Source organism: Mycobacterium sp. NGS69 (genome assembly GCF_059812165.1).
Genome location: NZ_JCALCD010000004.1, coordinates 588472 through 614525, shown reverse-complemented (window position 1 = coordinate 614525; position 26054 = coordinate 588472). Strand labels below are relative to the sequence as shown.

General features: G+C 68.4%; 30 protein-coding genes. 17 read left to right on the top strand and 13 right to left on the bottom strand.

Going from position 1 to position 26054, the window contains the following annotated elements:
- Window positions 1-6 precede the first annotated feature (6 nt).
- Together AC5Y2S_RS15680 and AC5Y2S_RS15675 are read left to right on the top strand one after the other, a co-directional pair.
- A complete protein-coding gene (locus AC5Y2S_RS15680; RefSeq protein ID WP_499956987.1) occupies window positions 7-1224 on the top strand; it encodes a cytochrome P450 in 1218 nt (405 codons plus the stop codon).
- A gap of 91 nt (window positions 1225-1315) precedes the next feature.
- Window positions 1316-2800: an aldehyde dehydrogenase family protein gene (locus AC5Y2S_RS15675; RefSeq protein WP_499956986.1), complete on the top strand. Its 1485-nt coding sequence runs from the start codon at window positions 1316-1318 to the stop codon at window positions 2798-2800.
- A gap of 9 nt (window positions 2801-2809) precedes the next feature.
- Here the strand turns inward: AC5Y2S_RS15675 and AC5Y2S_RS15670 are convergent, their stop codons facing one another.
- Window positions 2810-4606: a GH12 family glycosyl hydrolase domain-containing protein gene (locus AC5Y2S_RS15670; protein WP_499956985.1), complete on the bottom strand. Its 1797-nt coding sequence runs from the start codon at window positions 4604-4606 to the stop codon at window positions 2810-2812.
- On the opposite strand from AC5Y2S_RS15670, the gene AC5Y2S_RS15665 reads away from it, so the two are divergent.
- Together AC5Y2S_RS15665 and AC5Y2S_RS15660 are read left to right on the top strand one after the other, a co-directional pair.
- Entirely contained in the window at window positions 4590-5735 is a 1146-nt protein-coding gene (locus AC5Y2S_RS15665; RefSeq protein ID WP_499956984.1) for a thiolase family protein, read from the top strand. The genes AC5Y2S_RS15670 and AC5Y2S_RS15665 overlap by 17 nt on opposite strands.
- Complete coding sequence (locus AC5Y2S_RS15660) at window positions 5732-6535, top strand: crotonase/enoyl-CoA hydratase family protein (protein ID WP_499956983.1); 804 nt, start codon at window positions 5732-5734, stop codon at window positions 6533-6535. Before AC5Y2S_RS15665 ends, AC5Y2S_RS15660 begins: the two co-directional genes overlap by 4 nt.
- 5 nt (window positions 6536-6540) lie before the next feature.
- Here the strand turns inward: AC5Y2S_RS15660 and AC5Y2S_RS15655 are convergent, their stop codons facing one another.
- Genes AC5Y2S_RS15655 through AC5Y2S_RS15645 form a run of 3 tightly spaced genes read right to left on the bottom strand, consistent with a single transcriptional unit; the run spans window position 6541 to window position 9190 of the window.
- On the bottom strand, window positions 6541-7557 hold the full coding sequence (locus AC5Y2S_RS15655; RefSeq protein ID WP_499956982.1) for an NAD(P)/FAD-dependent oxidoreductase: 1017 nt from the start codon (window positions 7555-7557) through the stop codon (window positions 6541-6543).
- A complete protein-coding gene (locus tag AC5Y2S_RS15650) occupies window positions 7554-8072 on the bottom strand; it encodes an isoprenylcysteine carboxyl methyltransferase family protein (protein WP_499957071.1) in 519 nt (172 codons plus the stop codon). The genes AC5Y2S_RS15655 and AC5Y2S_RS15650 overlap by 4 nt, the downstream gene beginning before the upstream one ends.
- A 14-nt stretch (window positions 8073-8086) precedes the next feature.
- Window positions 8087-9190, bottom strand: coding sequence for a type III polyketide synthase (locus tag AC5Y2S_RS15645; RefSeq protein WP_499956981.1), 1104 nt, complete (start codon window positions 9188-9190; stop codon window positions 8087-8089).
- A gap of 456 nt (window positions 9191-9646) precedes the next feature.
- Between AC5Y2S_RS15645 and AC5Y2S_RS15640 the strand changes: the two genes are divergently transcribed.
- Both AC5Y2S_RS15640 and AC5Y2S_RS15635 read left to right on the top strand, forming a co-directional pair.
- Window positions 9647-10795, top strand: a complete 1149-nt coding sequence (locus AC5Y2S_RS15640) for an NAD(P)H-binding protein (RefSeq protein WP_499956980.1) — start codon at window positions 9647-9649, stop codon at window positions 10793-10795.
- Complete coding sequence (locus AC5Y2S_RS15635) at window positions 10792-11514, top strand: CPBP family intramembrane glutamic endopeptidase (RefSeq protein ID WP_499956979.1); 723 nt, start codon at window positions 10792-10794, stop codon at window positions 11512-11514. The genes AC5Y2S_RS15640 and AC5Y2S_RS15635 overlap by 4 nt, the downstream gene beginning before the upstream one ends.
- On the opposite strand, the gene AC5Y2S_RS15630 is transcribed toward AC5Y2S_RS15635, so the two are convergent.
- Together AC5Y2S_RS15630 and AC5Y2S_RS15625 are read right to left on the bottom strand one after the other, a co-directional pair.
- Window positions 11477-12844: a DUF2867 domain-containing protein gene (locus AC5Y2S_RS15630; RefSeq protein ID WP_499956978.1), complete on the bottom strand. Its 1368-nt coding sequence runs from the start codon at window positions 12842-12844 to the stop codon at window positions 11477-11479. The genes AC5Y2S_RS15635 and AC5Y2S_RS15630 overlap by 38 nt on opposite strands.
- A 76-nt stretch (window positions 12845-12920) precedes the next feature.
- Window positions 12921-13733: an enoyl-CoA hydratase gene (locus tag AC5Y2S_RS15625; RefSeq protein WP_499956977.1), complete on the bottom strand. Its 813-nt coding sequence runs from the start codon at window positions 13731-13733 to the stop codon at window positions 12921-12923.
- 95 nt (window positions 13734-13828) lie between these two features.
- Here AC5Y2S_RS15625 and AC5Y2S_RS15620 point away from each other — a divergent pair, with 95 nt between their 5' ends.
- Window positions 13829-14911, top strand: a complete 1083-nt coding sequence (locus AC5Y2S_RS15620; protein WP_499956976.1) for a CaiB/BaiF CoA transferase family protein — start codon at window positions 13829-13831, stop codon at window positions 14909-14911.
- A 43-nt stretch (window positions 14912-14954) separates the two neighbouring features.
- Window positions 14955-15707, top strand: a complete 753-nt coding sequence (locus AC5Y2S_RS15615; protein WP_499904756.1) for a 3-hydroxyacyl-CoA dehydrogenase — start codon at window positions 14955-14957, stop codon at window positions 15705-15707.
- A 131-nt stretch (window positions 15708-15838) separates the two neighbouring features.
- Here the strand turns inward: AC5Y2S_RS15615 and AC5Y2S_RS15610 are convergent, their stop codons facing one another.
- On the bottom strand, window positions 15839-15970 hold the full coding sequence (locus AC5Y2S_RS15610; protein ID WP_142282293.1) for a hypothetical protein: 132 nt from the start codon (window positions 15968-15970) through the stop codon (window positions 15839-15841).
- 253 nt (window positions 15971-16223) lie between these two features.
- Between AC5Y2S_RS15610 and AC5Y2S_RS15605 the strand changes: the two genes are divergently transcribed.
- From AC5Y2S_RS15605 to AC5Y2S_RS15595, 3 genes are read left to right on the top strand one after another with little or no spacing between them, the layout of a single operon-like run.
- Window positions 16224-18548 (top strand): MMPL family transporter, encoded by a 2325-nt coding sequence (locus AC5Y2S_RS15605; RefSeq protein WP_499956975.1) that lies wholly within the window; start codon window positions 16224-16226, stop codon window positions 18546-18548.
- Window positions 18541-19248, top strand: coding sequence for a TetR/AcrR family transcriptional regulator (locus AC5Y2S_RS15600; RefSeq protein ID WP_499956974.1), 708 nt, complete (start codon window positions 18541-18543; stop codon window positions 19246-19248). Before AC5Y2S_RS15605 ends, AC5Y2S_RS15600 begins: the two co-directional genes overlap by 8 nt.
- Complete coding sequence (locus AC5Y2S_RS15595) at window positions 19245-19886, top strand: class I SAM-dependent methyltransferase (protein ID WP_499956973.1); 642 nt, start codon at window positions 19245-19247, stop codon at window positions 19884-19886. Before AC5Y2S_RS15600 ends, AC5Y2S_RS15595 begins: the two co-directional genes overlap by 4 nt.
- Before the next feature lie 26 nt (window positions 19887-19912).
- On the opposite strand, the gene AC5Y2S_RS15590 is transcribed toward AC5Y2S_RS15595, so the two are convergent.
- Window positions 19913-20626, bottom strand: coding sequence for an NAD-dependent deacylase (locus tag AC5Y2S_RS15590; RefSeq protein ID WP_499956972.1), 714 nt, complete (start codon window positions 20624-20626; stop codon window positions 19913-19915).
- A gap of 37 nt (window positions 20627-20663) precedes the next feature.
- Here AC5Y2S_RS15590 and AC5Y2S_RS15585 point away from each other — a divergent pair, with 37 nt between their 5' ends.
- On the top strand, window positions 20664-21029 hold the full coding sequence (locus AC5Y2S_RS15585) for an Rv1152 family transcriptional regulator (protein ID WP_499956971.1): 366 nt from the start codon (window positions 20664-20666) through the stop codon (window positions 21027-21029).
- Window positions 21030-21047: 18 nt separating this feature from the next.
- Here the strand turns inward: AC5Y2S_RS15585 and AC5Y2S_RS15580 are convergent, their stop codons facing one another.
- Window positions 21048-21563, bottom strand: coding sequence for a DUF1697 domain-containing protein (locus AC5Y2S_RS15580; protein WP_499956970.1), 516 nt, complete (start codon window positions 21561-21563; stop codon window positions 21048-21050).
- 32 nt (window positions 21564-21595) lie between these two features.
- On the opposite strand from AC5Y2S_RS15580, the gene AC5Y2S_RS15575 reads away from it, so the two are divergent.
- Window positions 21596-22039 carry a PPOX class F420-dependent oxidoreductase gene (locus tag AC5Y2S_RS15575; protein ID WP_499956969.1) on the top strand — a complete coding sequence of 148 codons (444 nt, stop codon included), beginning with the start codon at window positions 21596-21598 and terminating at the stop codon, window positions 22037-22039.
- 41 nt (window positions 22040-22080) lie between these two features.
- A complete protein-coding gene (locus AC5Y2S_RS15570; protein WP_499883646.1) occupies window positions 22081-22257 on the top strand; it encodes a DUF5302 domain-containing protein in 177 nt (58 codons plus the stop codon).
- On the opposite strand, the gene AC5Y2S_RS15565 is transcribed toward AC5Y2S_RS15570, so the two are convergent.
- Both AC5Y2S_RS15565 and AC5Y2S_RS15560 read right to left on the bottom strand, forming a co-directional pair.
- On the bottom strand, window positions 22254-22406 hold the full coding sequence (locus tag AC5Y2S_RS15565) for a hypothetical protein (RefSeq protein ID WP_499956968.1): 153 nt from the start codon (window positions 22404-22406) through the stop codon (window positions 22254-22256). The genes AC5Y2S_RS15570 and AC5Y2S_RS15565 overlap by 4 nt on opposite strands.
- Before the next feature lie 235 nt (window positions 22407-22641).
- Window positions 22642-23169: a nuclear transport factor 2 family protein gene (locus AC5Y2S_RS15560; RefSeq protein ID WP_499956967.1), complete on the bottom strand. Its 528-nt coding sequence runs from the start codon at window positions 23167-23169 to the stop codon at window positions 22642-22644.
- Window positions 23170-23200: 31 nt separating this feature from the next.
- On the opposite strand from AC5Y2S_RS15560, the gene AC5Y2S_RS15555 reads away from it, so the two are divergent.
- Window positions 23201-23782 (top strand): HhH-GPD-type base excision DNA repair protein, encoded by a 582-nt coding sequence (locus AC5Y2S_RS15555; RefSeq protein WP_499956966.1) that lies wholly within the window; start codon window positions 23201-23203, stop codon window positions 23780-23782.
- Window positions 23779-23925, top strand: coding sequence for a DUF1059 domain-containing protein (locus AC5Y2S_RS15550; protein ID WP_068103058.1), 147 nt, complete (start codon window positions 23779-23781; stop codon window positions 23923-23925). Before AC5Y2S_RS15555 ends, AC5Y2S_RS15550 begins: the two co-directional genes overlap by 4 nt.
- On the opposite strand, the gene AC5Y2S_RS15545 is transcribed toward AC5Y2S_RS15550, so the two are convergent.
- Window positions 23926-24354, bottom strand: a complete 429-nt coding sequence (locus AC5Y2S_RS15545) for a MarR family winged helix-turn-helix transcriptional regulator (RefSeq protein ID WP_499956965.1) — start codon at window positions 24352-24354, stop codon at window positions 23926-23928.
- 50 nt (window positions 24355-24404) lie between these two features.
- Between AC5Y2S_RS15545 and AC5Y2S_RS15540 the strand changes: the two genes are divergently transcribed.
- Window positions 24405-25019 carry a TIGR03086 family metal-binding protein gene (locus tag AC5Y2S_RS15540; protein WP_499956964.1) on the top strand — a complete coding sequence of 205 codons (615 nt, stop codon included), beginning with the start codon at window positions 24405-24407 and terminating at the stop codon, window positions 25017-25019.
- On the opposite strand, the gene AC5Y2S_RS15535 is transcribed toward AC5Y2S_RS15540, so the two are convergent.
- On the bottom strand, window positions 25016-26050 hold the full coding sequence (locus AC5Y2S_RS15535) for an Rv1157c family protein (RefSeq protein WP_499956963.1): 1035 nt from the start codon (window positions 26048-26050) through the stop codon (window positions 25016-25018). The two genes, AC5Y2S_RS15540 and AC5Y2S_RS15535, sit on opposite strands and share 4 nt — an antisense overlap.
- Window positions 26051-26054: the final 4 nt, after the last annotated feature.

Sequence of the window (26054 nt, the reverse complement as noted above, 5' to 3'; positions counted from 1 at the left end):
AGCACGATGGAACAGCTTTTCGACGACCTGGAGGACTTCGGCGCCTTCGACGACGCGATCTCCGGTGACGTGCGTGACCCGTACACCGAATTGGCGCGGCTGCGCCGCGAGGAGCCGGTGCAGCGACTCGAGACTTCTGGAGCGCTTCCACACGAGGAATCGCTGCCGATGTTCATCGTGTACCGCCACGAGGATGTCCAGCAGATGCTGCGCGACAACAAGACGTTCTCCTCGGCCGCCGTCATCGCCGCGTTCGGCCCGGTGCTGGGTGAAGGTGTGATGCTCGGCATGGACGAACCAATCCACGGCCGGCTGCGTTCGCTGGTGTCAAAGGCGTTCTCGCAGAAGTCATTGGCGCGCTGGCAGGACGAGTTGGTCGGTCGGGTGGCGAACAGCCTGATCGACAACTTCGCCCCGAATGGCAAGGCCGACCTGGTGAAGGAGTTCACCTTCGACTATCCGAGCCAGATCATCGCGGGCCTGTTGGGTCTGCCGGAAAAGGACTACCCACAGTTCCAGCGGTGGTCGATTTCGCTGCTGAGTTGGCTGATGAACCCAGAGCGCGGGCTTGCGGCCTCGGCCGCCCTGTGCGAGTACTTCGCCCCCATACTCGAGGCCCGCCGGGCCGAACCGAAGGACGATCTGATCAGCGCGCTCGGTGCGGCCGAGATCGACGGCGAGAAGCTGGCGGACGAGGAGATCTTCTCTTTCCTGCGGCTACTGCTGCCCGCCGGCGTGGAGACGACCTACCGCGCGCTGGGGAGCCTGCTCTTCGGGCTGCTGTCGGACCCCGCGCAGCTGGATGCCATCCGCGCGGACCGGTCGCTGCTGCCGCAGGCCATCGAGGAGGGCGTGCGGTGGGAGCCGCCCCTGCTCACCATCACCCGGGTCGCGACCCGCGACACCGAACTCGGCGGGGTGGCGATCCCGGCCGGTGCGACGGTGATGCCGATGCTGGGCTCCGCGAACCGGCAGGAAGATCGTTATCCCGACCCGGACACGTTCAACATCCACCGGCAGCAAAAGCCGAACCTCGCGTGGGGCCACGGCGTGCACGTGTGCCTCGGCATGCACCTGGCGCGGCTGGAGATGCGGACCGCCGTCAACCTTCTGCTCGACCGGCTGGGAAACCTCCGGCTGGATCCGGACGGGGACGACCCGCACATCCGCGGGCAGGTTTTCCGGTCGCCGACGTCGCTGCCGGTGCTCTTCGACCCCCATTGACCAGCCCGGCGGCGGTTGCACCTTGTCAATCGGCTAGTTTCCGGTAAGGCTCTCAGTAGCCCCTCAAACGACTCAGAAGAGAGTGACAAACATGACCGAGGCTGTAAAGGTCCGCTTCGAGCCCAAGATGATGATCGACGGCCAGCTCGTCGACGGCCGCGCCGGCACCTTCACCAACATCAACCCCGCGACCGAGGAGCCGCTCGGCGAGGTCGCGGACGCCTCGAAGGAGGACATGCACCGGGCAATCGACGCCGCCCGGCGCGCGTTCGACGAGTCCGACTGGTCGACCAACCGGGAGCTGCGCAAGCGCTGCCTGCTCCAGCTGCACGAGGCGATCGAATCCGAGAAGGAGGAGCTGCGCGAGGAGCTCATCCTGGAGGTCGGCTCGCCGCGGGCCATCACCTTCGGCCCCCAGCTGGACGCCCCGCTCCAGGACGGGCTGAAGTACCCCGCCCGGCTGATCGACGAGTACGCGTGGGAAACCGACCTCGGCGACCGGGTGATCAGCCTCACCGGCACGAACACCACCGTCAAGGTCTGGCGTGAGCCGGTGGGTGTGGTCGGCGCGATCGTGCCGTGGAATTTCCCGTTCGAGGTCACCATCAACAAACTCGGCCAGGCGCTGGGCACCGGCAACACCGTGGTGCTCAAGCCGGCGCCCAACACGCCGTTCAACGCGACCCGGCTGGGCCGGCTGATCGCCGAGAAGACCGACATCCCGGCGGGTGTCGTCAACGTCGTCACGGCGTCGGATCACTTTGTGGGCGAGGAGCTCACGCTTTCGCCCAAGGTCGACCTGATCTCGTTCACCGGTTCCACCGTGGTCGGCCAGCGGATCATGGAAAAGGGTGCGGCCACCATGAAGCGGCTGTTCCTGGAGCTCGGCGGCAAGTCGGCCACCATCGTCTTGGAGGACGCCGACTTCGGGATGGCCTGTGCGATCGGCATCGCGCCGTGCATGCACGCGGGCCAGGGTTGCGCGAACCCCACCCGGATGCTGCTGCCGCGGTCCCGCTACGACGAGGGTGTCGAGATCCTCAAGAGCATCTACGAGAACGTCACGTGCGGTGACCCGCAGGACCCGGGGACCCTGTGCGGCCCGGTGATCTCCGAGGTCCAGCGCAACCGGGTGATGGGCTACATCCGCAAGGGCGTCGAGGAGGGCGCCACCGCGCTGGTCGGCGGGCCGGACGCGCCCACCGGCTTCGACAAGGGATTCTTCGTCCGGCCAACGCTTTTCACCAACGTCGACAACTCCATGACGATCGCCCAGGAGGAGATCTTCGGGCCGGTGCTGTCCGTCATTCCGTTCGACGACGAGGAGGACGCGATCCGCATCGCCAACGACAGCCGCTACGGGTTGGCCGGCAACGTGATGTCGGGCTCGCTGGAGCGCTCGCTGGCGGTGGCCCGCCGGATCCGGGCGGGCTTCATGGGCGTCAACGGCGGAGCGCCCTACGGCGCCGACACCCCGTTCGGCGGTTACAAGTACAGCGGGGTGGGCCGCCAGAACGGCGTCGCCGGGTTCGACCAGTACACCGAGGTGAAGTCGGTGGGGTATCCCGCCGGCTAGGCCGGACCGCTAGCTGACGCCGTTGACGCTGGCGGAGAACGAGTCGACCGACGCCCCGACGCTGCCGGTCCAGGGCTCGAAGCCGGCCTGAATGCTGGTCAGGTACCACGAGTTGGTCACCGGCTCAAGCGTTTCCGTGTTGTCGATGAAGGCCAGCACGTCCATGTTGTTCCACGACGTGATCGGCGCGGTGGCGACATAGGAGACGACGTTGTTCTGGCCGTTGCCGCCTTCCCACACCACAAAGCTCCGCCCGTCGATCGTGGCGTTGCCGACCACGGAGCCGACCGGCTGGATAGGGCCGACGTGGTTGAACCAGATCATGATCTCCTGCTGGTTGACACCGGTCGTGATGGGTGTGGGATTCAGCCAGATGTCGTAGGAGGCGTCGTAGATTCCGCTGCCGGGATACGTGTAACTGATACTGCTCGTGGCCGTTTGGATCTGGGTCAGTTGCAGAGGCAGATTCGTCCCCGGCGAACCGGTGCCGTAATGCCAGCCGTCGTAGATCGACGGGTACCCCAAAGGGGCGCCGTTGGTGGGGGCCGAGCCGTTCTCGGTGGCGATGGAGAACCCGGTGGGGCTGACGCTGATCGATTGTCCGCCCGGGTTGTTCCACGCGTTGTTCTGCACCACGTAAGAGTTTTGGATCGTCGTCGTTCCGTACTGGGTGGAGATGACGGTCCCACCGGTCGCGCCGCCGGTGCCTGAGCCTGACCCAGTGCCGCCGGTGCTGCCCGTGCCGGCACCGCCGACGGTGACCGGTTGCCCGTTCACCAACAGATTTGTCGGCGGCGAGTAGGTGCCGGTCTGGCTCGCCTGGAATCCAATGGTGACCGAGCCGCCCGGCGCAATGGTCGCGTCATAACTGACGGGCGTGAGAGTGTATTGCGTCCCCGATTGGGCGACCTGTGCATTCCACGCACTGGTAATGGATTCGTTTGCCGGCAGGGTGAATTGGGCCTGCCAGTTGGCCAGCGGGGCCGCGCTCGAATTCGTGATCGTATAGCCGGCGGTGAAACCGTTGTTCCACTGCGACGTGAGCGCGTACGTCGCCGTCAGCCCGCCCCCGGTGGTGGTCCCCCCGGTGCCGGTGGTGGTTCCCCCGGTGCCGGTCGTGGTTCCGCCCCCACCGGTGCCGGGACTGCCGCCCGTGGCGTTGTCGCCTAAAGGCACATTCAAGAGGCCCAGCACTTCCCGGGCGAGGCTACGCAACGGCGATGCGTTGGCCGACTCCGCCAGCGCGTACAACCCCGTGCTTTGCACCAGAACCCGCAAGAACCAGGTGTGAAACTCCGCGGCTTGGGCGCTCAAGGCTTGAAATTCGTCACCGAACGCGCCGAACAACGCGGCGACGGCCGCGGACACCTCATCGCCGGCCGCCGCCGCGACCCCCGTCGTCGCACCGGCCGCCGCCGCGTTCGCGGTGGCTAGGTTCGAGCCGAGGTCCGCGATATCGCTCGCCGCCGCAGCGGATGCATCCGGTGCGAAACTCAGGTACGACACGCGCGATCCTTCGGCTGGCTTGCGGCAGTCCGTCATGACGGTCTTATCGTTCGATGCTAAAGGACGCTGAAAACATTTGGCGCGAAATTTGCGGGCTTGCAACGAATTCGCTTGATTTTTGGCGCCGATTTCGATTGAGGCAGGACGCATTTCAGCGTGATTCGTCAACAATTGCGACCGATTGATATCCGCTGTCCAGCTCGTTGACACCACCCCGCTCCTCGCCCGTCCAACCCCTTGGTTGACAATCGACGGAAGGGACCCAGTCAAAGGAGACACCACCATGCCTGAAGCCGTCATCGTCGAGGCCGTCCGCTCACCGCTCGGGAAGCGCAACGGCGGCCTGGCTGGGGTGCACCCGGCCGACCTATCCGCGCAGGTCCTCAACGGGCTGGTCGACAAGGCCGGCATCGACCCCGGAATCGTCGACGACGTCATCTGGGGCTGCGTGATGCAGGCCGGTGAGCAGGCCCTCGACATCGGCCGCACCGCGGTGCTGGCCGCTGGTTGGCCCGAGACCGTCACGGGCGTGACCGTCGACCGCCAGTGCGGGTCGAGCCAGCAGTCCATCCACTTCGCCGCGGCCGGCGTGGTGGCCGGGCACTACGACGTCGTCGTCGCCGGCGGCGTCGAGTCGATGTCGCGGACCCCGATGGGATCGTCGCTCGCCAACGGCGGCAACCCGTACCCGCGGGCGTTCAAGGACCGCTACGACCGCACGCCGAATCAGGGCATCGGCGCGGAGATGATCGCCGAGCAGTGGGGCTTCGACCGGCTGGCGCTCGACGAGTTCTCCCTGGGATCGCACGAAAAGGCCGCCGCCGCACAGGATTCCGGCGCGTTCGATGACCAGATTGTCGGCATCAAGGACCAGGACGGCAACGTGATCCTCAAGGACGAGGGCATCCGCCGGGGCACCCCGATGGAAAAGATGGCGTCGCTGAAGCCCGCGTTCAAGGAGGACGGCGTGATCCACGCCGGCAACTCCTCGCAGATCACCGACGGTTCGGCCGCTCTGCTGTTCATGTCGGCCGAGAAGGCCAAGGAACTGGGCCTCACGCCGATCGCCAAGGTGCACACCGCGGTACTGGCCGGCGCCGACCCGGTGATCATGCTGACCGCGCCCATTCCCGCGACCCAGAAGGCGCTGAAGAAATCCGGGCTCTCCATCGGCGACATCGGCGCCTACGAGGTCAACGAGGCGTTCGCGCCCGTCCCGCTGGCGTGGCTGAAAGACATTGGGGCCGACGAGAAGAAGCTCAATCCGAACGGCGGCGCGATCGCGCTCGGCCACCCGCTCGGCGGCTCGGGGGCGCGGTTGATGACCACGCTGCTCTACCACATGCGGGACAAGGGAATTCGCTACGGCCTGCAGACCATGTGCGAGGGCGGTGGCCAGGCCAACGCCACCATCGTCGAACTTCTGTGAGCCAAACCGAAGACGGCCAGCCGGGGGCTATCGCCGAGCTCCGCGGCAACGTGCTGGTGATAACCATCAACCGGCCGGAGGCCCGCAACGCGGTCAACGGGGCCGTGAGCGTCGGTGTCGGGGACGCCCTGGAGCAAGCGCAGCACGACCCGGACGTGCGGGCGGTGGTCATCACCGGCGCCGGCGACAAGTCGTTCTGCGCCGGGGCCGACCTCAAGGCGATCTCGCGCCGGGAGAACCTGTATCACCCCGACCACCCCGAGTGGGGCTTCGCCGGCTACGTGCACCACTTCATCGACAAGCCCACGATCGCCGCGGTCAACGGCACCGCGTTCGGCGGCGGCACCGAGCTCGCGTTGGCCAGCGACCTGGTGGTGGCCGACGAGCGGGCCAAATTCGGGTTGCCGGAGGTCAAGCGCGGGCTGATCGCGGCCGCCGGCGGCGTCTTCCGGATCATGGACCAGCTGCCCCGCAAGGTGGCGATGGAGCTGCTGCTGACCGGCGAACCGATCACCGCGGCCGACGCATTGGACTGGGGCCTGATCAACCAGGTGGTCGCCGAGGGCACCGTGCTGCAGGCCGCGCTGGCGCTGGCGGCGCGGGTGACCGCCAACGCGCCGCTGTCCGTGCAGGCCAGCAAGCGCATCGCCTACGGGGTCGACGACGGCGTCATTGTCGGCGACGAACCCGGTTGGGAGCGCACCATCCGCGAGATGCGGACCCTGATCCGATCCGAGGACGCCAAGGAAGGACCCCTGGCGTTCGCCGAGAAGCGGGAGCCCGTCTGGAAGGCACGTTAGCTTAGCTAGCGCGCGAGGGTGTTCACCGCGCGGTCGAATACCCCCGGCAGCAGCGTGCATGCCGGCACGATGGCGCGGCGGGCCACGCGGGGCGCGCTGCCCAGCACCAGCGCCCGGGTGAGCAGCCGGTAGTTGCGGGTGACCCGGTGCCAGGCGGCCTCGTACGACGACGGGGCGTCGTTGGCGATGGCCTCGACCGCCGCGGCCGCCTGCTTGACCGCGAGGCTGATGCCCTCGCCGGTCAGCGCGTCCTCGTATCCGGCCGCGTCACCCACCAGCAGCACCCGCCCCGCGACCCGGCGGGAGACCACCTGGCGCAGCGGGCCGCAGCCGCGGGGGTGCCCGCGCTCGGCGCCCTCCAGCTGACGGGTCAGCCACGGAAACCAGCCCAGGTCGGGCCGCCCACCGGACAGGATCGCCACGCCGACCAGGTCCGGCTCGACCGGCGTCACGTACGCCTCGCCCCACCGGGACCAGTGCACCTCGACGAACTCCGACCACGCCGGCACCTTGAAGTGCCACCGCACGCCGTGGCGCCGCGGCGTTCCGGCCGTGGCCTTGATCCCGACGGCGCGGCGCACCGGCGAATGCAGCCCGTCGGCGGCCACCAGCCATTTCGCGCGCACCCCCGCGGCCGTCACGCCGTGCGCGTCCTGCTGGAGGCTCGTCACGCGGGCCCGAATCCAATCGGTGTCTTCCTCTTTGGCCCGCGCGGCCATCGCCGCGTGCAGCGTCGTGCGGCGCACGCCCCTGCCCGGCCCGGTGCGAAACCGCGCCTCCGCCCGGCGTTGCTCGTTCACGTAGGCGATCCCGCGGAAGGGCATGCCGGCCGGGTCGACGCCGAGCGACGTCAGTTCGGCCAACCCCCCGGGCATCAGCCCCTCGCCGCACGCCTTGTCGATCGGGCCCTCGCGTGGCTCGGCCACGATCACCGAAAGCCCAAGACGTCGAGCGTGTAATGCCGTGGCGAGGCCGCCCGGGCCGCCGCCGACGACCAGCAGGTCGGCGTCGTAGTCGGTCATGCGTATCCCGGGGTCGTTTTGTATCCCAATGCCGAGTTCTCCACCCGCAGACGCACCCGCAGCAACGCCGCGTTGGCGAGCGTGAAGGTGATCGCCGTCAGCCACGCGGTGTGCACCAACGGCAGCGCGAACCCCTCGGCCACCACCGCGACGTAGTTGGGGTGGTGGAACCAGCGGTAGGGGCCCTTGACCACCAACGGCGCGTAAGGCAACACGATCACCCGGGTATTCCATCGCTTACCGAGAGTCGTGATGCACCACCAGCGCAGTATCTGGCTCAGGGCCGCCACGGCCACCATCGGCCAGCCCAGCCACGGGATGAACGGCCGGTGCAGCGCCCAGGGTTCGATGAGGCAACCGAGCAGCAGCGCGGTGTGCAGCGTCACCATCACCGGATAGTGGTCGTGGCCAAACTCCTTGCCGCCCTGGGCAAAAGCCCATCGCGCATTCCGTTTCGCCACCACCAGTTCGGCGAGTCGTTCGACGCCCACAGCGAGAATCAGCAAGTAATACATAGCCATATCGCGCCCTACCAGCTCAGCAGGACGAGTTCGGCGGAGAAGCCCGGCCCCATCGCGATCATCAGCCCGATGGAACCTGGCGGCGGTGGGTCGGCCATGGTGGCGTGCAGTATATCAAGGACCGAAACCGACGAGAGGTTTCCGTTGTCGCGCAACGAGTTTCTGGTGCGGTCGAACGCATCCGCCGGTAGGTCCAACGCTTTTCCGACGGCGTCGATCACCCTCGGTCCCGCGGCGTGCAACAGCCAGGTCGAGACGTCGGTGGTGCTCAACCCGTGGTCGGCGAGGAAATCGCGGATATCGTCGCCGAGGTACTTCTCGACGATGTCCGAGATCTCGACGGACAGGACGATCCGAAACCCGCTGCTGCCGATGTTCCAGCCCAGCACGTCTTCGGTGTCCGGGTAGGTCCGGCTGCGGGTCGCCAGCAGCCTCGGCCCGGCCCCCGATCCGGAAGCCCGGTCGGCGCCCGTGGCGACGACGACCCCGGCCGCGTCGCCAAACAGGCTGGACGCCACCAGGTTTGGGATCGAATGATCCTCTCGCTGAACGGTCAGCGAGCACAGTTCGACCGCCAGCAGCACCGCCACCTGATCGGGGTAGGCCCGCAGGTAGTCGTACACCCGCGCCAGGCCGGCCGCGCCGGCCACACAGCCCAGGCCGAACAGCGGGACGCGTTTGACGTCCTGGCGCAACCCAACCCGGGAGGCCAGCCGGGCCTCGAGGGACGGCACCGCGAGCCCGGTGACCGTCGTGGAAAACACCACGTCGACATCCGACGGCTTGACCTTCGCCTGGTCAAGCGCCGCACGTAGCGCCTGTTCGGCCAGGTCAAGGGCGATTTCGATATAGGCGTCGTTCGCCTCGGTAAAGCTGCTCAGCTCGCCGTATCGCGAGACGGGCAGCGCGATGTTCCGGAATTCGACCCCGCTGGTGCGGGCGAACTTCTGAAATTCCGGCCCGGCGAACTCGGTCAGCGCCCCGATGGTCTCATCCTGGCTGTACCGGTTTGGCGGGAACTTGACTGATACTGCTGCGACTGATGGATCCGCGTCGGCTGTGATCGTTCTCGAAGCTGTCCGTGCGGAATTGCCCCCGATTATTTCCTCCATGTGGGGAGTTACGTCACCGCCGCATGGCGGGTTCAATGTGTGGTGCGCCACAGCGCCGAGATGGCAGGTGATCGAGGCCTGCGCCGGCATCGACGCGGCTCTGTGAAAACGAGGGCCGAGGTTCGCCTCGGGATCCAAAGAGATAGTCGCGCAACGGTTCTACGTTGCCGCGCGCCGGAGACGGGTCGCGCTCTTATCAATGGAAGAACCGGAGCAAGACCCGGTGTTGAAGCCAACGGAGCCATTGTTGCAATCCCGGCCTTTTATACCCGAGTTGAATAGCACGTTATACCCGAGTCGAATAAGGATGCCGGCATTGGAAATACCGACACGGGTTTTCGGCCGACAGGCGAGTTTCATTTCGAGACCAACCATTCGGCAGAAAGCGGGATCGCCGCGATTGACCGTCGCGTGCGTGTCCCCGGCCCGGCCCGCATCGTCGGTAGTGTCGGGAGTATGCGGATTCTGGTCACCGGCGCCACCGGTTATGTCGGCTCGCGCCTGGTCACGGCGCTGCTGGCGGGTGGGCATCAGGTCGTGACCGCCACCCGAAACCCGGAGCGTCTCAAGCGTTTAGGGTGGTTCGACGACGTCACGCCGGTCACCCTCGACGCATCGGACCCGGAGTCGGTGTGGGCGGGCCTGGCCGCCGCCGGCCCGATCGACGTGCTGTATTACCTGGTGCACGCCATCGGTCAGCCCGGCTTCCGCGACGCCGACGAGGCCGCGGCCACCAACGTCGCGGGGGCCGCCCGGGACGCGGGTGTGCGGCGCATCGTCTATCTCGGCGGCTTCGTGCCGGCCGACGAAGCGCTGTCGGAGCACCTGACCAGCCGCGCCGAGGTCGCCGAGGCCCTGACGGTCGAGGGCGGTCCGGAGTTGGTGTGGCTGGGCGCGGCGATGATCATCGGGGCCGGCTCCACGTCGTTCGAGATGATGCGCTACGTGGGCGACCGCTTCCCGCTCATGCCGACACCGAACTGGATGGACAACCCGATCGATCCAATCTCCATCCGCGATGTCCTGCACTATCTCGTCGCCGCGGCGGACCCGGACGCGGTGTCCGCGGGCGCCTACGACATCTCCGGGCCCACCACGACCTCCTACCGCGAGCTGCTCAAGACGTATGCGCGCATCTCCGGCAGGTGGCACGCGGCCGTGCCCGTCGGCAGGGTCGACACCGGGCTGGCGTCGCTGGTCACAGGGGTCGCGCTGCCGGTGCCCCCGGGGCTGGCGGCGGACCTGGTCGAGTCGCTGGACCATCCGATGGTCGCGTCCGTCAGCGGCCTGCGCGATCGGGTGCCCGACCCGCCGGGGGGACTGCTCGGGGTCGAGGACGCCATTGCCCTGGCGTTGGCGGACCGGTCCAACCGCCGGCCCAAACCCGTCAACGCGCTGACCGATCCCCATCAGCTGGCCGACAGCGACCCCGCCTGGGCCGGCGGCGATGCCCTGCGCATCCGGCGGGTCGCCCGCGCGATCACGCCGCCCATCGCGCGACCCACGCTGCGGTTGGTCAACCGCGTGCCCGGCCCGCTGGCCGGGGCGCTGCGCACCGGCCTCGACATCCTGTTCGCCCTCAACGCGAAGGTTCGCCCCGCATGAGCCAGTCGACCGCTCCGTACCGCGCCGGCGTCGCCGCCGAATTGCGCCGGGCGATCACCAATGTCGCTGTGCCCCATAACGAACCGCCTGGTGTGGTGCGACGCCGGCGCGTCGTCGTCGCGATCACGCTGGCGATCGGCGCCGCGGTGCTCGGATTCTCCATGCGCCGCCATCCGGGCGAGTCGAGCTTCTACTGGCTGACCCTGGTGCTGGCCGCGGTGTGGATCGCCGGCGGATTCGTCTCGGGTCCATTGCATCTGGGCGGCATCTGCTGGCGCGGGCGCAACCAGCGGCCCGTGATCACCGGCACGACCGTCGGCCTGCTGCTCGGCGGCGTTTTCCTGGCCGGCGGGCTGATCGCGCGGGAGATACCGCCCGTGGCGGCCTTGATCACCCGGGTGCTGCTGTACGCCCACCACGGTTGGTATCCGGTGATCGTAGCGATCACGCTCATCAACGGCATCGCCGAGGAGGTCTTCTTCCGGGGCGCGCTCTACACGGCGCTCGGGCGGTACCACCCGGTGATCATCTCGACCGTCTTGTATACCTGCGCCACCCTGGTCAGCGGCAACCCGATGCTGGGATTCGCTGCGGTCATCCTGGGCACGGTGTGCGCGCTGGAACGCCGGGCCAGCGGCGGGGTGCTGGCGCCGGTGCTGACCCACTTCGTGTGGGGCCTGATCATGGTGCTCGCTCTGCCCCCGCTGTTCGGCGTCTGAGGCGTCCCGACGCATCGCGCGCCAACGCGCGCAACGCGGCAATCCGCAACGGCCGCAACCCGATCCAATACAGCCGTCCCGGTAGGCCGCGCGGCACGAAGATCGCCCGCAGCGTGTAGCGGCTGCCCCCGCCGTCCCGGGGCGCGACGCCGATCTCCAGCCACTCCTGACCGACCGCGCGCGCCCGGGAGCGCAACCGCAGCGCGCCGCGGGGCTCGCGGTGCTCCACGACCCAACCCTTGAACGGCCGGCGCCGGGCGATCCCCTCCTCGATCGCCCGCCAAACCTCGCCGGGCTCGGCGGGGATCTCGGTGGTCCGAACCTCGGAGTGGATGATCTCGCCGGCCCAGTCCGGGTCGCTGGGCAGCGGCTCGGCGGGGTCCGAGCCCAGCGAGGCCCAGGTGGCCTTGGTCAGGCCGCGCGTTCCGCGGTCGAGCGCGAGTTCGACGGCGCGGCGGTAGCCCGTGAGGCCGCCCGCCGGCGGCGCGATGATGGAGTCGATGTCCGAATTGCGCATCACCGCATCGCATTCCAGCGATTCGATCAGCGGTCGGGCCAGTCCGGGCGGGATCGGGGTGACGGTGCCGATCCAGAGGCTCGCGATCGTGGGTGTGAGGAACGGCAGCACGATCAGATAGCGCTTCCCGAGCCCCGCGACGTCGGCGTAGATGCGCATCATGTCGCCGTACTCGAGGACGTCGGGTCCGCCGATGTCCCACGTCCGAGACCCCGGCACCGGCGCCGTCGCCGCCGCGACCAGGTAGTGGAGCACGTCGCGGACCGCGATGGGCTGGATCTTGTTGTGCACCCACTTCGGCGTGGTCATCACCGGCAAGCGGTCGGTGAGGTGCCGGATCAGCTCGAACGACGCGGATCCCGACCCGACGACCACCCCTGCCTGCAGCACCAAAGTCTCGATGCCGGAGTCGATCAGGGCGTCGCCCACGGCCGCACGGGACTCCAGGTGCTCGGACAGCTTGCGGCCCTCGGGATGCAGCCCGCTCAGGTACACCACCCGGCGCACGCCGGCGCGACGGGCGGCGGTCACCACATTGCGCGCGGCGCGGTCTTCCTCGGCGGCGAAATTCTTCGACGTGCCCATCGAATGGACCAGGTAATAGACGACGTCGATGCCGTCGAACGCCGCGGTCAGCGACTCGACGTCGCCGAGATCGCCGCGCGCCACCTCCGCCCGGTCGCGCCACGGCACGCCGGCCAGCTTGCCCGGGTCGCGGGCCAGGGCGCGAACATGGTGGCCGTCGTCCAGCAGTCGCGGCACCAGCCGGGCCCCGATGTAGCCGGTCGCCCCGGTGACCAGGCAGCGCGCCATCGTCTCTCCGTTCCTCGTCTGTGTATTCGGAACCAACCCGAGGAAGGATTGCCGGTTCTGGCCGAGTGTAAGCCCGTCAGCGGTCGGTGAAGCCGGGAGCGCGGCGCTCCTGGAAAGCCGTTGTGCCCTCCTTGAAGTCGTGCGACACCAGCAGGCGCGACTGCCCCTCGTATTCGCACTGCAGGGCGGGATCCAGCTCGGTGAGCGTGGCCGCGTTGATCGCCTGCTTGGTCTTGGCGAACGCGACCGCCGGGCCCGCCAACAACCTCTCGATCACCTTGTCCGCCTCGGCGTCGAAGTCGTCCGCGGGATAGACGGCGGTGACAAGTCCCCAGGACAGGGCCTCGGTGGCCGGCAATCGTTCGGGCAGCAACGCCATCTGCATCGCCCGGGTCCGGCCGATCGCGGCCGCGATCAACGCCGACGCGCCGCCGTCGGGCATCAACCCGATCTTGGTGAACGCGAGCATGAAAAACGCTTTCTCGGAGGCCAATACGACGTCACATGCCAGCGCGAGGGACACGCCCACGCCGGCCGCCGGACCCTGGACGACGGCGACGACCGGGTGCGGCACCGCGACGACGGCCCGCACCAGCCGGTTGATCTCCAGGACGATTTCGTCCGGCGGGACCCCGCCGCTGCCCGACATGTCGTCGGCGCTGATGCCCGCCCCGGAGCAGAAGCCGCGGCCAGCTCCGCCGAGGCGCACCACGCGGACGTCGGGGTCGGTGGCCGCCCGTTCCATCGCGTCGGCGATGCCGGTGATCACCGGGATCGTCAGGGAATTCAGGCTGTCGGGGCGGTTGATGGTCACCGACAGCACCCCGTCGGTCAGCGTGACGTCGAGACCCGCGACGGGTGCGAGCGTGGCGATCCCAGAATCCGGCATGGGCCCCAGACTAGGTGACCGGGCTGCGCGGGCGTTCGGCGCGGCTGCGAAGATGCGAACAACCGGTTGTTCGACGACGAAAGGTCGGTGCGCCAATGGCGGGACCGCTGCGGGGATTGCGTGTTGTCGAGTTGTCCGGCATCGGGCCCGGCCCGCATGCCGCGATGATTCTGGGGGATCTCGGTGCGGATGTGGTGCGCATCGACCGGCCGTCGGGGGCGCCCGGCGGGGTCGTGAAGGACTCCATGAGTCGCAACCGGCGCGTGGTCACGGCCGACCTCAAGTCCGACGAAGGACGCGACCTGGTGCTGCGGCTCGTCGCCAAAGCCGACGTGCTGATCGAGGGCTACCGGCCCGGGGTCACCGAGCGGCTCGGCCTGGGCCCCGAGGACTGCGCGAAGGTCAACGACCGCCTGGTCTACGCCCGCATGACCGGCTGGGGCCAGACCGGCCCGCGCAGCCAGCAGGCGGGCCACGACATCAACTACATCTCGCTGAACGGGATCCTGCACGCCATCGGCCGGGCCAACGAGCGGCCGGTGCCGCCGCTCAACCTGGTCGGCGACTTCGGCGGTGGCTCGATGTTCCTGCTGGTCGGCATCCTGTCCGCGCTGTGGGAGCGGCAGAGCTCCGGCAAGGGGCAGGTCGTCGACGCCGCCATGGTCGACGGGTCCAGCGTGCTGATCCAGATGATGTGGCAGATGCGCTCCTCCGGCATGTGGACCGACGTGCGCGGCACCAACATGCTCGACGGCGGCGCTCCCTATTACGACACCTACGAGTGCGCCGACGGCCGCTACGTCGCCGTCGGCGCCATCGAGCCCCAGTTCTACGCGGCGATGCTGGCCGGGCTGGGCCTGGACGCCGCCAACCTGCCGCCGCAGAACGACACCGCCCGCTGGCCCGAGCTGCGGGCGGTGCTCACCGAGACGTTCGCCAGCCGCGATCGTGACCACTGGGCCAAGGTGTTCGCCGACTCGGACGCCTGCGTGACGCCGGTGCTGGCCTTCGGGGAGGTGCAGACCGAGCCGCACATCACCGAACGCAACACCTTCTACGAGGTGAACGGGGGCCTGCAGCCGTTGCCGGCGCCGCGGTTCTCCCGCACGTCACCGGACACCCCGCGCCCGGCGGAGCCGACGGCCGACATCGAGTCGGTGCTCAGGGACTGGGTATAGTCGCCAACCAACTGGTTGGCTGAACAAGAGTGGAAGGACCCGCATGGAGATCAAGGACGCCGTAGCCGTCGTCACCGGGGGAGCGTCGGGGCTGGGCCTGGCGACCACCAAGCGGCTGCTCGACGCCGGGGCGCAGGTGGTGGTGCTGGACCTCAGGGGCGAGGAGGCCGTCCGCGAGCTGGGGGAGCGCGCCCGATTCGTGGAGGCCGACGTCACCGACGAGGCCGCCGTCGCCAAGGTGCTCGATGTGGCCGAATCGCTTGGGCCGCTGCGCATCAACGTCAACTGTGCGGGCATCGGCAACGCCATCAAGACGCTGTCCAAGGACGGCCCGTTCCCGCTGGCCGGCTTCAAGAAGGTGGTCGAAGTCAACCTGATCGGCACCTTCAATGTGTTGCGGCTCGCCGCCGAGCGCATCGCGAAAACCGAACCCCTCGGTGAGGAGCGCGGCGTCATCGTCAACACCGCCTCCGTCGCCGCGTTCGACGGCCAGATCGGCCAGGCCGCCTACTCGGCGTCCAAGGGCGGCGTGGTCGGCATGACGCTGCCGATCGCGCGCGACCTGGCCCGCGAGCTCATCCGCGTGGTGACCATCGCGCCCGGGCTGTTCAAGACCCCGCTGCTGGGATCGCTGCCCGAGGAGGCGCAGAAGTCGCTGGGCAAGCAGGTGCCGCATCCGGCCCGGCTCGGTGACCCCGACGAGTACGGGGCGCTCGCGGTGCACATCATCGAGAACCCGATGCTCAACGGGGAGGTCATCCGCCTGGACGGCGCCATTCGCATGGCGCCCCGCTAAGGCGGGGAAACGAAAACCCCCCGCGGTGCGCGGGGGGTTTTCGTCTCAAGCAAGATCGATCGCTATCGACGGAACCATCGGGTGATGGCGGGTTCGGCCATCAGCAGCCGTGCTAGCACGCTCATGGGCGGTCAGCTTGCCGTAGGCAGCGTGTGCTGGTCTTCGAACTGCTCGGAGGTCTCGCCTTCCACCAGCACGTCGCCGTGGTAGAGAGCCTCGAAGTCAGCCTTGATGACGTCGGCACTCGAGTCGTCGATCCACATGACTATGAGCGTATGGGTCACCTCTAAGGAATCGGTGAGTCACGATTCGGAAAATAATGGCAATTTACCGGCGGGTAGGTTTCCGGTGGGTAGCTGCCGGTTGGAACCGGTTCCGGACGGTTTGAACCATCCGCCCGCGGGGAGCCGTATTTATCGATAGTGTTGTTTGACACCTGTTAGTTATCGCTGATAAGTTACCGCCGGGTCAGTTGCGGTCCAGCGTGACCGGCACGGCGGTGGGAGGACCGGGGACATGCTGCAAGCGATCGCTCGATTGGCCATAGCGGCACCACGACGAATAATCGCGATCGCAGTCCTGGTCTTCATCGGCGCGGCGGTCTTCGGCATCCCCGTCGCCAAGAGCCTGGCACCCGGGGGCTTCCAGGATCCGAACTCGGAATCGGCGCATGCCATCCAAATCCTCACCGACAAGTTCGGGCAGAGCGGCCAGCAGATGCTGGTCATGGTGACCTCGCCCGCGGGCGCCCAGAGCGACCAGGCGCGCAAGGTGGGCACCGACCTCGTCCGCGATCTGCAGGGTTCGACGTTGGTCTACAACGTGACCTCGGCCTGGACCGCGCCGCCGCAGGCGGCCGCCGATCTGGTCAGCAAGGACGGCAAGTCGGGGCTGATCGTAATCAACCTCAAGGGCGGCGAGAACTTCGCACAGAGCAACGCCCAAACCCTGGCGGACCAATTCGTCCACGACCGTGACGGTGTCACCGTCCGCGCCGGCGGCCCGGCGATGCAGTACGCCCAGATCAACAAGCAGAACCAGGAAGACCTCGTCGTCATGGAGATCATCGCGCTGCCGCTGAGCTTCCTGGTGCTGATCTGGGTATTCGGTGGGCTGCTCGCGGCGGCGCTGCCGATGGCCCTCGGCGCGCTGGCGGTGGTGGGTTCGATGACGGTGTTGCGGCTCATCACCTTCACCACCGAGGTGTCGATCTTCGCCCTGAACCTCAGCACCGCGCTGGGCCTCGCGCTGGCGATCGACTACACCTTGCTGATCGTCAGCCGATACCGCGACGAACTGGCCGAGGGCAGCGACCGCCACGAGGCGCTGATCCGAACGATGGCCACCTCCGGCCGCACCGTGCTGTTCTCCGCCGTCACCGTGGCGTTGTCGATGTCGGCGACGGTGGCGTTCCCGATGTACTTCCTCAAGTCGTTCGCGTACGCCGGTGTGGCCACCGTGGCCTTCGTCGCCACCGCGTCCATCGTGGTGACCCCGGCCGCGATCGTGCTGCTGGGGGACCGGCTGGACGCGCTGGACGTGCGCCGGCTGATCCGCCACGCCCTGCGCCGGCCTGACCCGCTGCACCGGCCGGTCGAGCAGTGGTTCTGGTACCGGTCGAGCAAGTTCGTGATGCGGCGCTGGGCCCCGGTCGGACTGTCCGTCATGGCGCTGCTGATGTTGCTGGGGCTGCCGTTCTTCTCGGTAAAGTGGGGCTTCCCCGACGACCGGGTGCTGCCGCGTTCGGCGTCGTCGCATCAGGTCGGCGACGAGTTGCGCACCGGGTTCGCGCACGACTCCGCGACGGCGGTGCCCGTCGTCGTCCGTGACGTCCGCGGGCTCAACCCGGCGGATCTGGACAAGTACGCCGCCGAACTGTCCCGGGTCCCCGAAGTGTCGGGCGTATCGGCGCCGGGCGGGACCTTCGTGAACGGAAACCCGGTGGGGCCGCCCGCCGCGGCCACCGGGCTGGTCGACGGCAGCGCCTTCTTGACGGTCAACAGCACGGCCCCGCTTTTCACCCAGGCCAATGACACTCAGCTCAAACGGTTGCACGAGGTGCCCGGGCCGGGCGGCCGAGCCGTTGAAATGGGTGGTGTCGCACAAATCAACCGGGACAGCGTCGACGCGGTGACCGACCGGCTTCCGCTGGTGCTGGGACTGATGGCCGCCGTCACGTTCGTGTTGCTGTTCTTGCTCACCGGAAGCGTGGTGCTGCCGCTGAAGGCATTGGTGTGCAACGTGCTGTCGCTTAGCGCGGCGTTCGGGGCGCTGGTGTGGATCTTCCAGGACGGCCACCTCGGCGCGCTCGGCACCACCCCCAGCGGAACGCTGGTGGCCAACATGCCAGTGCTGTTGTTCTGCATAGCCTTTGGGTTGTCGATGGATTACGAGGTGTTCCTAATATCCCGCATCCGGGAGTACTGGCTGGAGTACCGACCGGCGAATCCGACCGCAAGAGAGGCGCACGCCGCCAACGACGAAGCGGTGGCGCACGGCGTCGCCCGCACCGGACGGGTGATCACCGCGGCCGCGCTGGTGATGTCGATGTCGTTCGCCGCGCTGATCGCCGCACACGTGTCGTTCATGCGGATGTTCGGCCTCGGGCTGGTGCTCGCCGTGTTCGCGGATGCGACGCTGGTGCGGATGGTCCTGGTCCCCGCGTTCATGCACGTGATGGGCCGCTGGAACTGGTGGGCGCCAAGGCCTTTGGTGTGGCTGCACGAGCGGTTCGGCATCAGCGAGGCGCCGTCGGAGATCGCTCGGCACGCCGAGCCGACCGAGGGGCCGGTGCAGCACAACGGGCGCCCGATCGAGGAGTCGGTGACCCACATTGGTTGACGTATCGGCCGAAGGTCTGCGTCGCGCGAGGGCGCCTCGCGGCTCCGGTGAGCGCCTGCGCGACGAGATCCTGGATGCGACAACCCAGCTGCTGCTGGAAACCGGGCACGCCCGGTCGGTGTCGATCCGTTCGGTGGCACAACGCGTCGGCGTCACGCCGCCGTCGATCTATCTGCATTTCTCCGACAAAGACGCCCTGCTCGACGCGGTGTGCGCGCGCTACTTCGAAAAGCTGGACCCCGAAATGCGGCGCCTGGCGGCCGAACACACCTCCCCGGTGGCGGTGCTGCGTGCGCAGGGGCTGGCCTATGTCCGGCTCGCGGTCCAGATCCCGGAGTTGTACCGGATCGCCACGATGGGTGAGTGGCGGTCCGGGAGCAGCGTCGACGCCACGCTGAGCAACTCCGCGTTCGAGCACATCCGCGCCACCGTGCAGCGGCTGATGGACGACGGCACCTACCGCCCCGTCGACCCGACCACCCTCGCGCTGGAGTTGTGGACGGCGCTGCACGGCGTCGCGGCCATGTTGATCGCCAAGCCGCACCTGCCGTTCGGCGACGCCGAGGCGTTCGCCGACCGGGTGCTGTCCTCGGTGTTCTGCGGACAATTGGTAATGGGATACTGCGGCCGGGACGCCACACCCCAGATGTTGGCGTCATGGGTGGCGGCACATCGGCCGCAGGAGGAGTCGCGGAGATGACGCAGGCAGCCGAGCGCGCGATCGACAATCCGTTCTTCGCGCGCGTTTGGCCCGTCGTCGCCGCCCACGAGGCCGAGGCGGTTCGGGCGCTTCGCCGGGAGAACGTGGCGGGCCTGTCGGGCCGGGTGCTGGAAATCGGCGCGGGTGTCGGGACGAACTTCGCCAACTACCCGCCGGGGGTCGAGCAGGTGGTCGCGGTCGAGCCCGAGCCGCGGCTGAGGACCCATGCCCGCGCCGCGGCCGAGGGGGCGCCCGTGCCCGTCGTCGTGATCGGGGAGACCGCCGAGGCGTTCAGCGACGGCGAGCTCTTCGATGCCGTGGTGTGCTCGCTGGTGTTGTGCTCGGTTCGCGACGTCCCCGGCGTGCTGCGGCACATGTATTCGCTCCTGCGGCCCGGTGGGGAGCTGCGGTATCTCGAGCATGTGGCCAGCGCCGGCGGGCGCGGCCGCCTGCAGCGGTTCGCCGACGCGACGCTGTGGCCCAGGCTGTTCGGCAACTGCCACACGCATCGCGACACCGAGCGCGCGATCGTCGACGCCGGTTTCGAGGTGGACACGTCGCGGCGGGAGTGGACGTTGCCGGTGTGGGCGCCGTTGCCGGTATCGGAACTGGCACTGGGCCGGGCGCGGCGGCCGTAGGTCTTTTCGCCGAGACTGCGCGAGACCTACCTCAGCAGGGCAGGCAGCCGCTGCAGCAGCTCCGGCAACGCCTGGCTCGCACTCTCGCGGATGCTGACCGTGGCGTTCCGGGTGAGCGGCGTCGGCTCGGGGTTGACCTCCACGACGACGGTGCCGCGGGACAGCGCCAGGTCCGGCAGCCCGGCCGCCGGGTAGACGATCGCCGAGGTACCCACCACGACCATCACGTCGGCGGACTGCGTCGCGTCGACCGCCCGCTGCCACGGCTCATCGGGTAGCGGCTCGCCGAACCAGACGATGTCCGGCCGGATCAGGCCACCGCAGTGGCACACCGGAGGCTCGACCTCCACCGCCGGTTCGGCCATACGGGGCAGCGGCCCGGTGTAGTCCATATCGCAACGGTCGCAACGGAATTCAAAAAGGCTGCCGTGCAAGTGGTGGACCGGTGTGCTGCCGGCGCGCTCGTGCAGGTCGTCGACGTTCTGGGTGACGACGGTGACCTCGGCGTGGTCCTGCCACGCGGCGATGGCGAGGTGGCCGGCGTTGGGTTCGACGTCGGCCACCAGGTAGTGGCGCCACAGATACCAGCCCCACACCCGTTCGGGGTTCTTGCGCCACCCTTGCGTGCTGGACAGCTCGTAGGGATCGAAGCGGGCCCACAATCCGTTCTTGTCATCCCGGAATGTCGGCACGCCGCTCTCCGCGGAGATCCCCGCGCCGCTGAGCACAGTTACTCGCATCCCACAAAGATAGTCGTGCTTGGGACATACTGAGGAAGTGGAGCTGCGGGATTGGCTGAAGGTCGATGTCAAGGCGGGCAAACCGCTGTTCGACCAGCTCAGAACCCAGGTCATCGACGGGGTCCGGGCGGGTGCGTTGCCCCCTGGGTCCCGGCTCCCGACCGTGCGTGACCTGGCGGGCCAGCTCGGGGTCGCGGCAAACACCGTGGCGCGGGCCTACCGCGAACTCGAGTCGGCGGCGGTCGTCGAAACGCGCGGGCGCTTCGGCACTTTCATCTCCCGCTTCGATCCGACCGACGCCGCGATGGCCGCGGCCGCCAAGGAGTATGTCGAGGTGGCCAAGGCGCTGGGCCTGACCAAGTCCGACGCGATGCGCTACCTGACCAACGTGCCCGACGACTGACGTTGGCGCGCAAGGCAATCAACGCAACACTTTGTCCAGGGTGCGCAGGTTGCGGGTGGTCGTCGAGGACTTGTAGCGGGGCTTGCCCATCGTCTTGCCGATCGTGCTGTCCAGCGTGCTGCCCTTGGGAACCTGCCAGTAGACGACGCCGTCTCCGCGGCTGATCTTCTCGTCGGGGCCCTCGCTCAATTTGGCCAGTTCGTCGAGCACCGCCTCGTTGGCGACGAACGTGACGTAGGACTGGTACCCCTCGACCTCGCGCTCGAACGGGTAGGCGTCGACGACGGCGCGCAGCATATCGATGTCGTACGCCAGCACCCACGCGTCATAGCCGAACCGCTCGCGCAGCGTGGCCTCGGCCTTCTTGCGCACCGCGGCCGCCCGGCCGGACGACTCCAGCAGCACGTTGCCGCTGGCCAAGATCGTGCGGACATTGGCGAACCCGGCTCCGGTCAACGCGGCGGCCACCTCGGCCATTTTGAGGTTGACGCCGCCGACGTTCACGCCGCGCAAGAACGCCGCGTATTTGGTCATGCCTCGATTTCACCACGACGTAGGCTCGGTGCATGGGACGCCAAGTCTTCGACGACAAGCTGTTGGCCGTGATCAGCGGGAACTCTCTCGGGGTGCTGGCCACCATCAAGCGCGACGGGCGGCCCCAACTGTCGAACGTGAGCTATCACTTCGACCCGCGCGAGTTGGTGGTGCGCGTGTCGATCACCGAGCCGCGGGCAAAGACGCGCAACCTGCGCCGCGATCCGCGTGCCTCGATCCTGGTCGACGCCGACGACGGATGGTCGTATGCCGTCGCCGAGGGGACAGCCGAGCTGACGCCCCCGGCCGCCGCGCCCGGCGACGAGACCGTCGAGGCGCTGATTTCCTTGTATCGCAACATCGCCGGCGAGCACCCGGACTGGGATGAATTCCGGGAGGCGATGGTCACCGACCGGCGGGTGCTGATGACGCTGCGGATCTCGCACGTCTACGGCATGCCGCCGGGTAAGCGGTAAAACCAGGAGCCACGCGCGCCCGTCCAGGCTAGGCTGCCGGTATGGCCGAATCGAACTCCGAACACGAGGACGACACGAAGCGCAAGTTCCGCGAAGCCCTCGACCGCAAGAAGGCCAAGTCGGCGGGCGCATCCGATCACAAAGACGGCGGCGACAAGCACTCGCGGGCACACGGTCCGGTGGAGAGCCGCCGCGAATTCCGCCGCAAGAGCGGTTAATTCGTGTGGGCCCTGTCCAGCAGCTGCGGGGTCAAGCCGAATTTGTCGACGAGCAACAACCAATCGCCGGCGGCGACGGAGTAGTCGGCCGGCCGGTTCACTCGATCCGGGACGGTGCCGCGCCACGCGAACCGCGATGAGTACTCCATGGGGCCGCGGTACTCCTGACATCCGATGGGCATGGGCTCCACGCCGGGAACGCACAGCACGACAACGGGCGACGGCTTGCCACCCCCATGACGATGAAGTAGATCCAGTTGGGCCGCGCCTCGTCGGTGATCATTCGGGACATCGCCTTGGACATCGGGAACGGGAGCTTGGCCACGAACTGCCGCCCGGCGGTCGACTCGTCCCGCACGCTCATCCCGAAAGGATGTCACCGGTTCAGTCGACTGTGAATAGGCCGATCGACGGGTCGGCCTGGCCGGGTTGGCCGCGCAGGCTGCCCCGGGTGCTCGGGTGCCCGAAGTTCACTTCCGACGGGTCCTTCTGGTACGCCCAATCCGCCACGATCGTGCGGTGGCTGAACTTCCAGGCGCCGTCGTGTTTGCGGTACCGGTCCAGATACCGGCCGCCGATGATGACGTCGATGTCGTGCTCGGGACCGGCGAACGTGTGAAACACCAGGCAGTAGATCTCACCGCGGGCCGTGTCGCCGTCGATCACGAAATTCGTTGTGGTGACGTTGTGTTGGGAGACGCGCACATACGGTTCCGCGGCCCGTAGTTGTCCGATGAACTGTTCGACGCCGCCCGTCGCGAAGGAACCGTGCGAGTCGGTCGCGTCGGGGTGGTACAGGTTCCGCAGCGCTGCATAGTCAGCGCGGTCCACGGCCCGGCAGTAGGCGGTGACGAGCTGATGCAACTCGTCCCGGGCCAGCATCAGTTCCAACTTGGCCTCATCCACCACCACGCCACGATAGCCCGGGCGCTAAAGTCGGCGTATGTCGAAGCTCTGCCTGGCGCAGGAGCCCGGGGCCGATGCGCTGCTGGAAGATGACCCGTTCGCGTTGCTGGTCGGCATGCTCCTGGACCAACAGGTGCCGTTCGAGACGGCGTTCGCCGGCCCGAAGAAGATCGCGGACCGGATGGGCGGCCTGGACGCGGCCAAGATCGCCGACTACGACCCGGACAAGTTCGCTGCCTTGTGCTCGGAAAGACCTGCGGTGCACCGCTTCCCGGGATCGATGGCCAAGCGCATCCAGGCCCTGGCGCAGATCATCGTGGACCGCTACGACGGCGACGCCGCCGGGTTGTGGAAGGCCGGCAAGCCCGACGGGCAAGAGCTGCTGCGCCGGCTCAAGGGGCTACCCGGTTTCGGCGAGCAGAAGGCGAAGATCTTCCTGGCGCTGCTCGGCAAGCAGTACGGCGTGACGCCGACGGGCTGGCGGGAGGCGGCCGGCGACTTCGGCAAGGCGGGCGCGCACCTGTCCGTCGCCGATATCGTCGACGCGCAGTCCCTCGGGAAGGTGCGATCGTATAAAAAGCAGATGAAGGCAGCAGCGAAGGGAAAGGCGGCAACGTGAAGACACACATAACGTGTCCGTGCGGCGAAGCCATCACCGGCAAGGACGAGGACGAGCTGGTCGAGCTCACCCAGGCTCACCTCGCCAGCGCCCATCCGGGCCTCGAGTACGACCGCGACGCCATCCTCTTCATGGCGTACTAGCTACACGCCACCCCCGGCGGCCGACAGCTGACGCAGGACGCGCAGGAACGCGCGGCGATCGTCGGCCGGCAGCCGCCCCAGCCAGCGCTCTTCGCCGCGCTGGATATCTTCCTGCGCACCATCTTTCGCGGCCCGCCCCGCCTCGGTAAGCGCCAGTAGTCGCACGCGCCGGTCGTCCGGGTCGGGCCGGCGTTCGATGTAGCCCCGCTCCTGCAAGTCGTCGAGGGTGGGGATGATGCGGGTCTTGTCGGCGCCGATCGCCTCCGCGAGGGCGGCCTGGCTGCGTACCGGCGAGCGATCCAGCGCGCTCAGCACCACGTAGCCCCACATCGACAATCCGTGCGCCTGCAGCACGGGGACCTCGGCCGCCATCATCTCGCGAACCAGCGGCGCCATCATCGCCGCGAGATCGGGACGCCTGGTCGCCATGCTGGAAGCGTAGCGTTGACAGACGATATGCGAGTGCATACGATCTGCTTATGCATACGGTATCTGACGTTCGACCGTTCCACCGCGCGGCCGTGCAGGCGTCCGTCGACGTCGTCGCGGCCGTCACCCGGGACGATCTCCACCGACCCACACCCTGCGCGGGCTGGAACCTGCTGGACCTGCTCGCCCACATGACCGCGCAGCACCACGGGTTCGCCGCCGCGGCGCGTGGCGGCGCCGCCAGCGAGACGGTTTGGGCGACCGACCGCGTGGTCGACGCCGTCGGGGCCGATCCCGGCGGCAGCTACGCCGCGGCCGCCGCCGACGTGCTCGACGCGTTCGCCGCCGACGGGGTGCTCGAGGCGAGTTTCTCGTTGCCCGAATTCGGCCCCGGGGCGGCGTTCCCCGGCGCGATCGCGATCGGCTTCCACTTCGTGGACTACGTGGTGCACGGCTGGGACGTCGCGCGGAGCATCGGTGCGCCCCTTGCGCTTTCGGACGACGTGGTGGCCGCCGTGCTACCGCTGACGTTCGTCGTTCCGGACGGCGACTACCGGACGACGGAGGGTGCCCCGTTCGGCCCGGCCGTCACCGCGCCCGACGGCGCGAGCGACCTCGACCGCATTCTCAGCCATCTCGGTCGCTTGCCCGGCTGGAAACCCTAGGGCACGACCGTCGAGCCGATCGTGGGCATGAACTGGCACTGCTTTTCCTTGGTGGTGACCTGCCCGAAGATCGTCGACATGATGCTGCCCGAGCCGGTGTCGACGATCGCCGTCAGCGTCGTCGGCCCGTCCCCGTTGATGTCGGTGCGCGGCTTGAGCGCCACCGTGCCCGACTTGCCCGTGGTCAGGTTGACCCAGGTGACGTTCAACGGCAGCTTCTGCACCTCGGCGGGCCCCGGCGTGCCGACCGCGGTGAACACATAGGCGGTCTGGCCCGGCCCGGGTCCCGGCGTCGGGATCTTGGCCGGCCCCGCCACCGATAGCGCGGTCGCGATCGAACTACTCCCGTCGGCAAGGCAATTCGTGCCGATCGAGGGATACATGAAGTCCTGCGTGGGCGGGGCGTCAGGGCCCAGACCCGGCGCGGGGGCCGGCGCGGGCGCGGGTGCGGCGTCCGGGGCGGGAGCCGGCGCGGGTGCCGGTGCCGCGGCGGGTGCCGGCGGCGGCACGGCGGCCGCGACGGGCTCGGTGCCCGGCGTGGCGGCCGGCGGCGTGGCCGCGGAGGGGGCGGCCTGGGGTGCCGTAACGGGCCCCGGGCCCGCCGCGCGAGCCGGATCGATTCCCGGCGGCAGGTGAGACTGCAGCCCGGGCTCGATGCCCAACGGCGGCACGTGCTGCACCGGTGCGGTCTCCGGCGCCCCGGAAACCGGCGCACCCGGCTCGGCCACGAACTTATTCACGGACGCCGCAACGTTTTTGGATTCGTCGGGCGCCGTCGGGTTGTGCGTGAACGCTTGAGCGGCCGCCATCAGCAGCTGGGTAGCCTGCCCGGGATTGCTGGCCGCCTGCTGGATTATCGGGCTCAGCTCCGACAGCGCCGGCAGGCCGGGCAGCTGCTGGGTCGAGTTCGCCTGCGGTGTCGGCTGCGGCGCCGCCGGGTCGGCCGCCGCGCTCGGGCAGAACCCGAACGCGGCAGCCGACGCCGTGACGACAGCGGCCAAACCCTTGGACAGATTCCGAGTGGTTGCCACGATG

Excerpts from the sequence above, each read along its gene's own strand:
- AC5Y2S_RS15640 (WP_499956980.1), top strand. The coding sequence starts at position 9,647 with ATGCGGATTCTGGTCACCGGCGCCACCGGTTATGTCGGCTCGCGCCTG.
- AC5Y2S_RS15565 (WP_499956968.1), bottom strand. The coding sequence starts at position 22,406 with ATGGAGTACTCATCGCGGTTCGCGTGGCGCGGCACCGTCCCGGATCGA.
- AC5Y2S_RS15645 (WP_499956981.1), bottom strand. The coding sequence starts at position 9,190 with ATGGAGGAAATAATCGGGGGCAATTCCGCACGGACAGCTTCGAGAACG.
- AC5Y2S_RS15655 (WP_499956982.1), bottom strand. The coding sequence starts at position 7,557 with ATGACCGACTACGACGCCGACCTGCTGGTCGTCGGCGGCGGCCCGGGC.
- AC5Y2S_RS15540 (WP_499956964.1), top strand. The coding sequence starts at position 24,405 with ATGCATACGGTATCTGACGTTCGACCGTTCCACCGCGCGGCCGTGCAG.
- AC5Y2S_RS15650 (WP_499957071.1), bottom strand. The coding sequence starts at position 8,072 with ATGTATTACTTGCTGATTCTCGCTGTGGGCGTCGAACGACTCGCCGAA.
- AC5Y2S_RS15605 (WP_499956975.1), top strand. The coding sequence starts at position 16,224 with ATGCTGCAAGCGATCGCTCGATTGGCCATAGCGGCACCACGACGAATA.
- AC5Y2S_RS15555 (WP_499956966.1), top strand. The coding sequence starts at position 23,201 with ATGTCGAAGCTCTGCCTGGCGCAGGAGCCCGGGGCCGATGCGCTGCTG.
- AC5Y2S_RS15625 (WP_499956977.1), bottom strand. The coding sequence starts at position 13,733 with ATGCCGGATTCTGGGATCGCCACGCTCGCACCCGTCGCGGGTCTCGAC.
- AC5Y2S_RS15615 (WP_499904756.1), top strand. The coding sequence starts at position 14,955 with ATGGAGATCAAGGACGCCGTAGCCGTCGTCACCGGGGGAGCGTCGGGG.
- AC5Y2S_RS15575 (WP_499956969.1), top strand. The coding sequence starts at position 21,596 with ATGGGACGCCAAGTCTTCGACGACAAGCTGTTGGCCGTGATCAGCGGG.
- AC5Y2S_RS15635 (WP_499956979.1), top strand. The coding sequence starts at position 10,792 with ATGAGCCAGTCGACCGCTCCGTACCGCGCCGGCGTCGCCGCCGAATTG.
- AC5Y2S_RS15590 (WP_499956972.1), bottom strand. The coding sequence starts at position 20,626 with ATGCGAGTAACTGTGCTCAGCGGCGCGGGGATCTCCGCGGAGAGCGGC.
- AC5Y2S_RS15570 (WP_499883646.1), top strand. The coding sequence starts at position 22,081 with ATGGCCGAATCGAACTCCGAACACGAGGACGACACGAAGCGCAAGTTC.
- AC5Y2S_RS15665 (WP_499956984.1), top strand. The coding sequence starts at position 4,590 with ATGCCTGAAGCCGTCATCGTCGAGGCCGTCCGCTCACCGCTCGGGAAG.
- AC5Y2S_RS15675 (WP_499956986.1), top strand. The coding sequence starts at position 1,316 with ATGACCGAGGCTGTAAAGGTCCGCTTCGAGCCCAAGATGATGATCGAC.
- AC5Y2S_RS15620 (WP_499956976.1), top strand. The coding sequence starts at position 13,829 with ATGGCGGGACCGCTGCGGGGATTGCGTGTTGTCGAGTTGTCCGGCATC.
- AC5Y2S_RS15610 (WP_142282293.1), bottom strand. The coding sequence starts at position 15,970 with ATGTGGATCGACGACTCGAGTGCCGACGTCATCAAGGCTGACTTCGAG.
- AC5Y2S_RS15545 (WP_499956965.1), bottom strand. The coding sequence starts at position 24,354 with ATGGCGACCAGGCGTCCCGATCTCGCGGCGATGATGGCGCCGCTGGTT.
- AC5Y2S_RS15580 (WP_499956970.1), bottom strand. The coding sequence starts at position 21,563 with ATGACCAAATACGCGGCGTTCTTGCGCGGCGTGAACGTCGGCGGCGTC.
- AC5Y2S_RS15670 (WP_499956985.1), bottom strand. The coding sequence starts at position 4,606 with ATGACGGCTTCAGGCATGGTGGTGTCTCCTTTGACTGGGTCCCTTCCG.
- AC5Y2S_RS15595 (WP_499956973.1), top strand. The coding sequence starts at position 19,245 with ATGACGCAGGCAGCCGAGCGCGCGATCGACAATCCGTTCTTCGCGCGC.
- AC5Y2S_RS15630 (WP_499956978.1), bottom strand. The coding sequence starts at position 12,844 with ATGGCGCGCTGCCTGGTCACCGGGGCGACCGGCTACATCGGGGCCCGG.
- AC5Y2S_RS15680 (WP_499956987.1), top strand. The coding sequence starts at position 7 with ATGGAACAGCTTTTCGACGACCTGGAGGACTTCGGCGCCTTCGACGAC.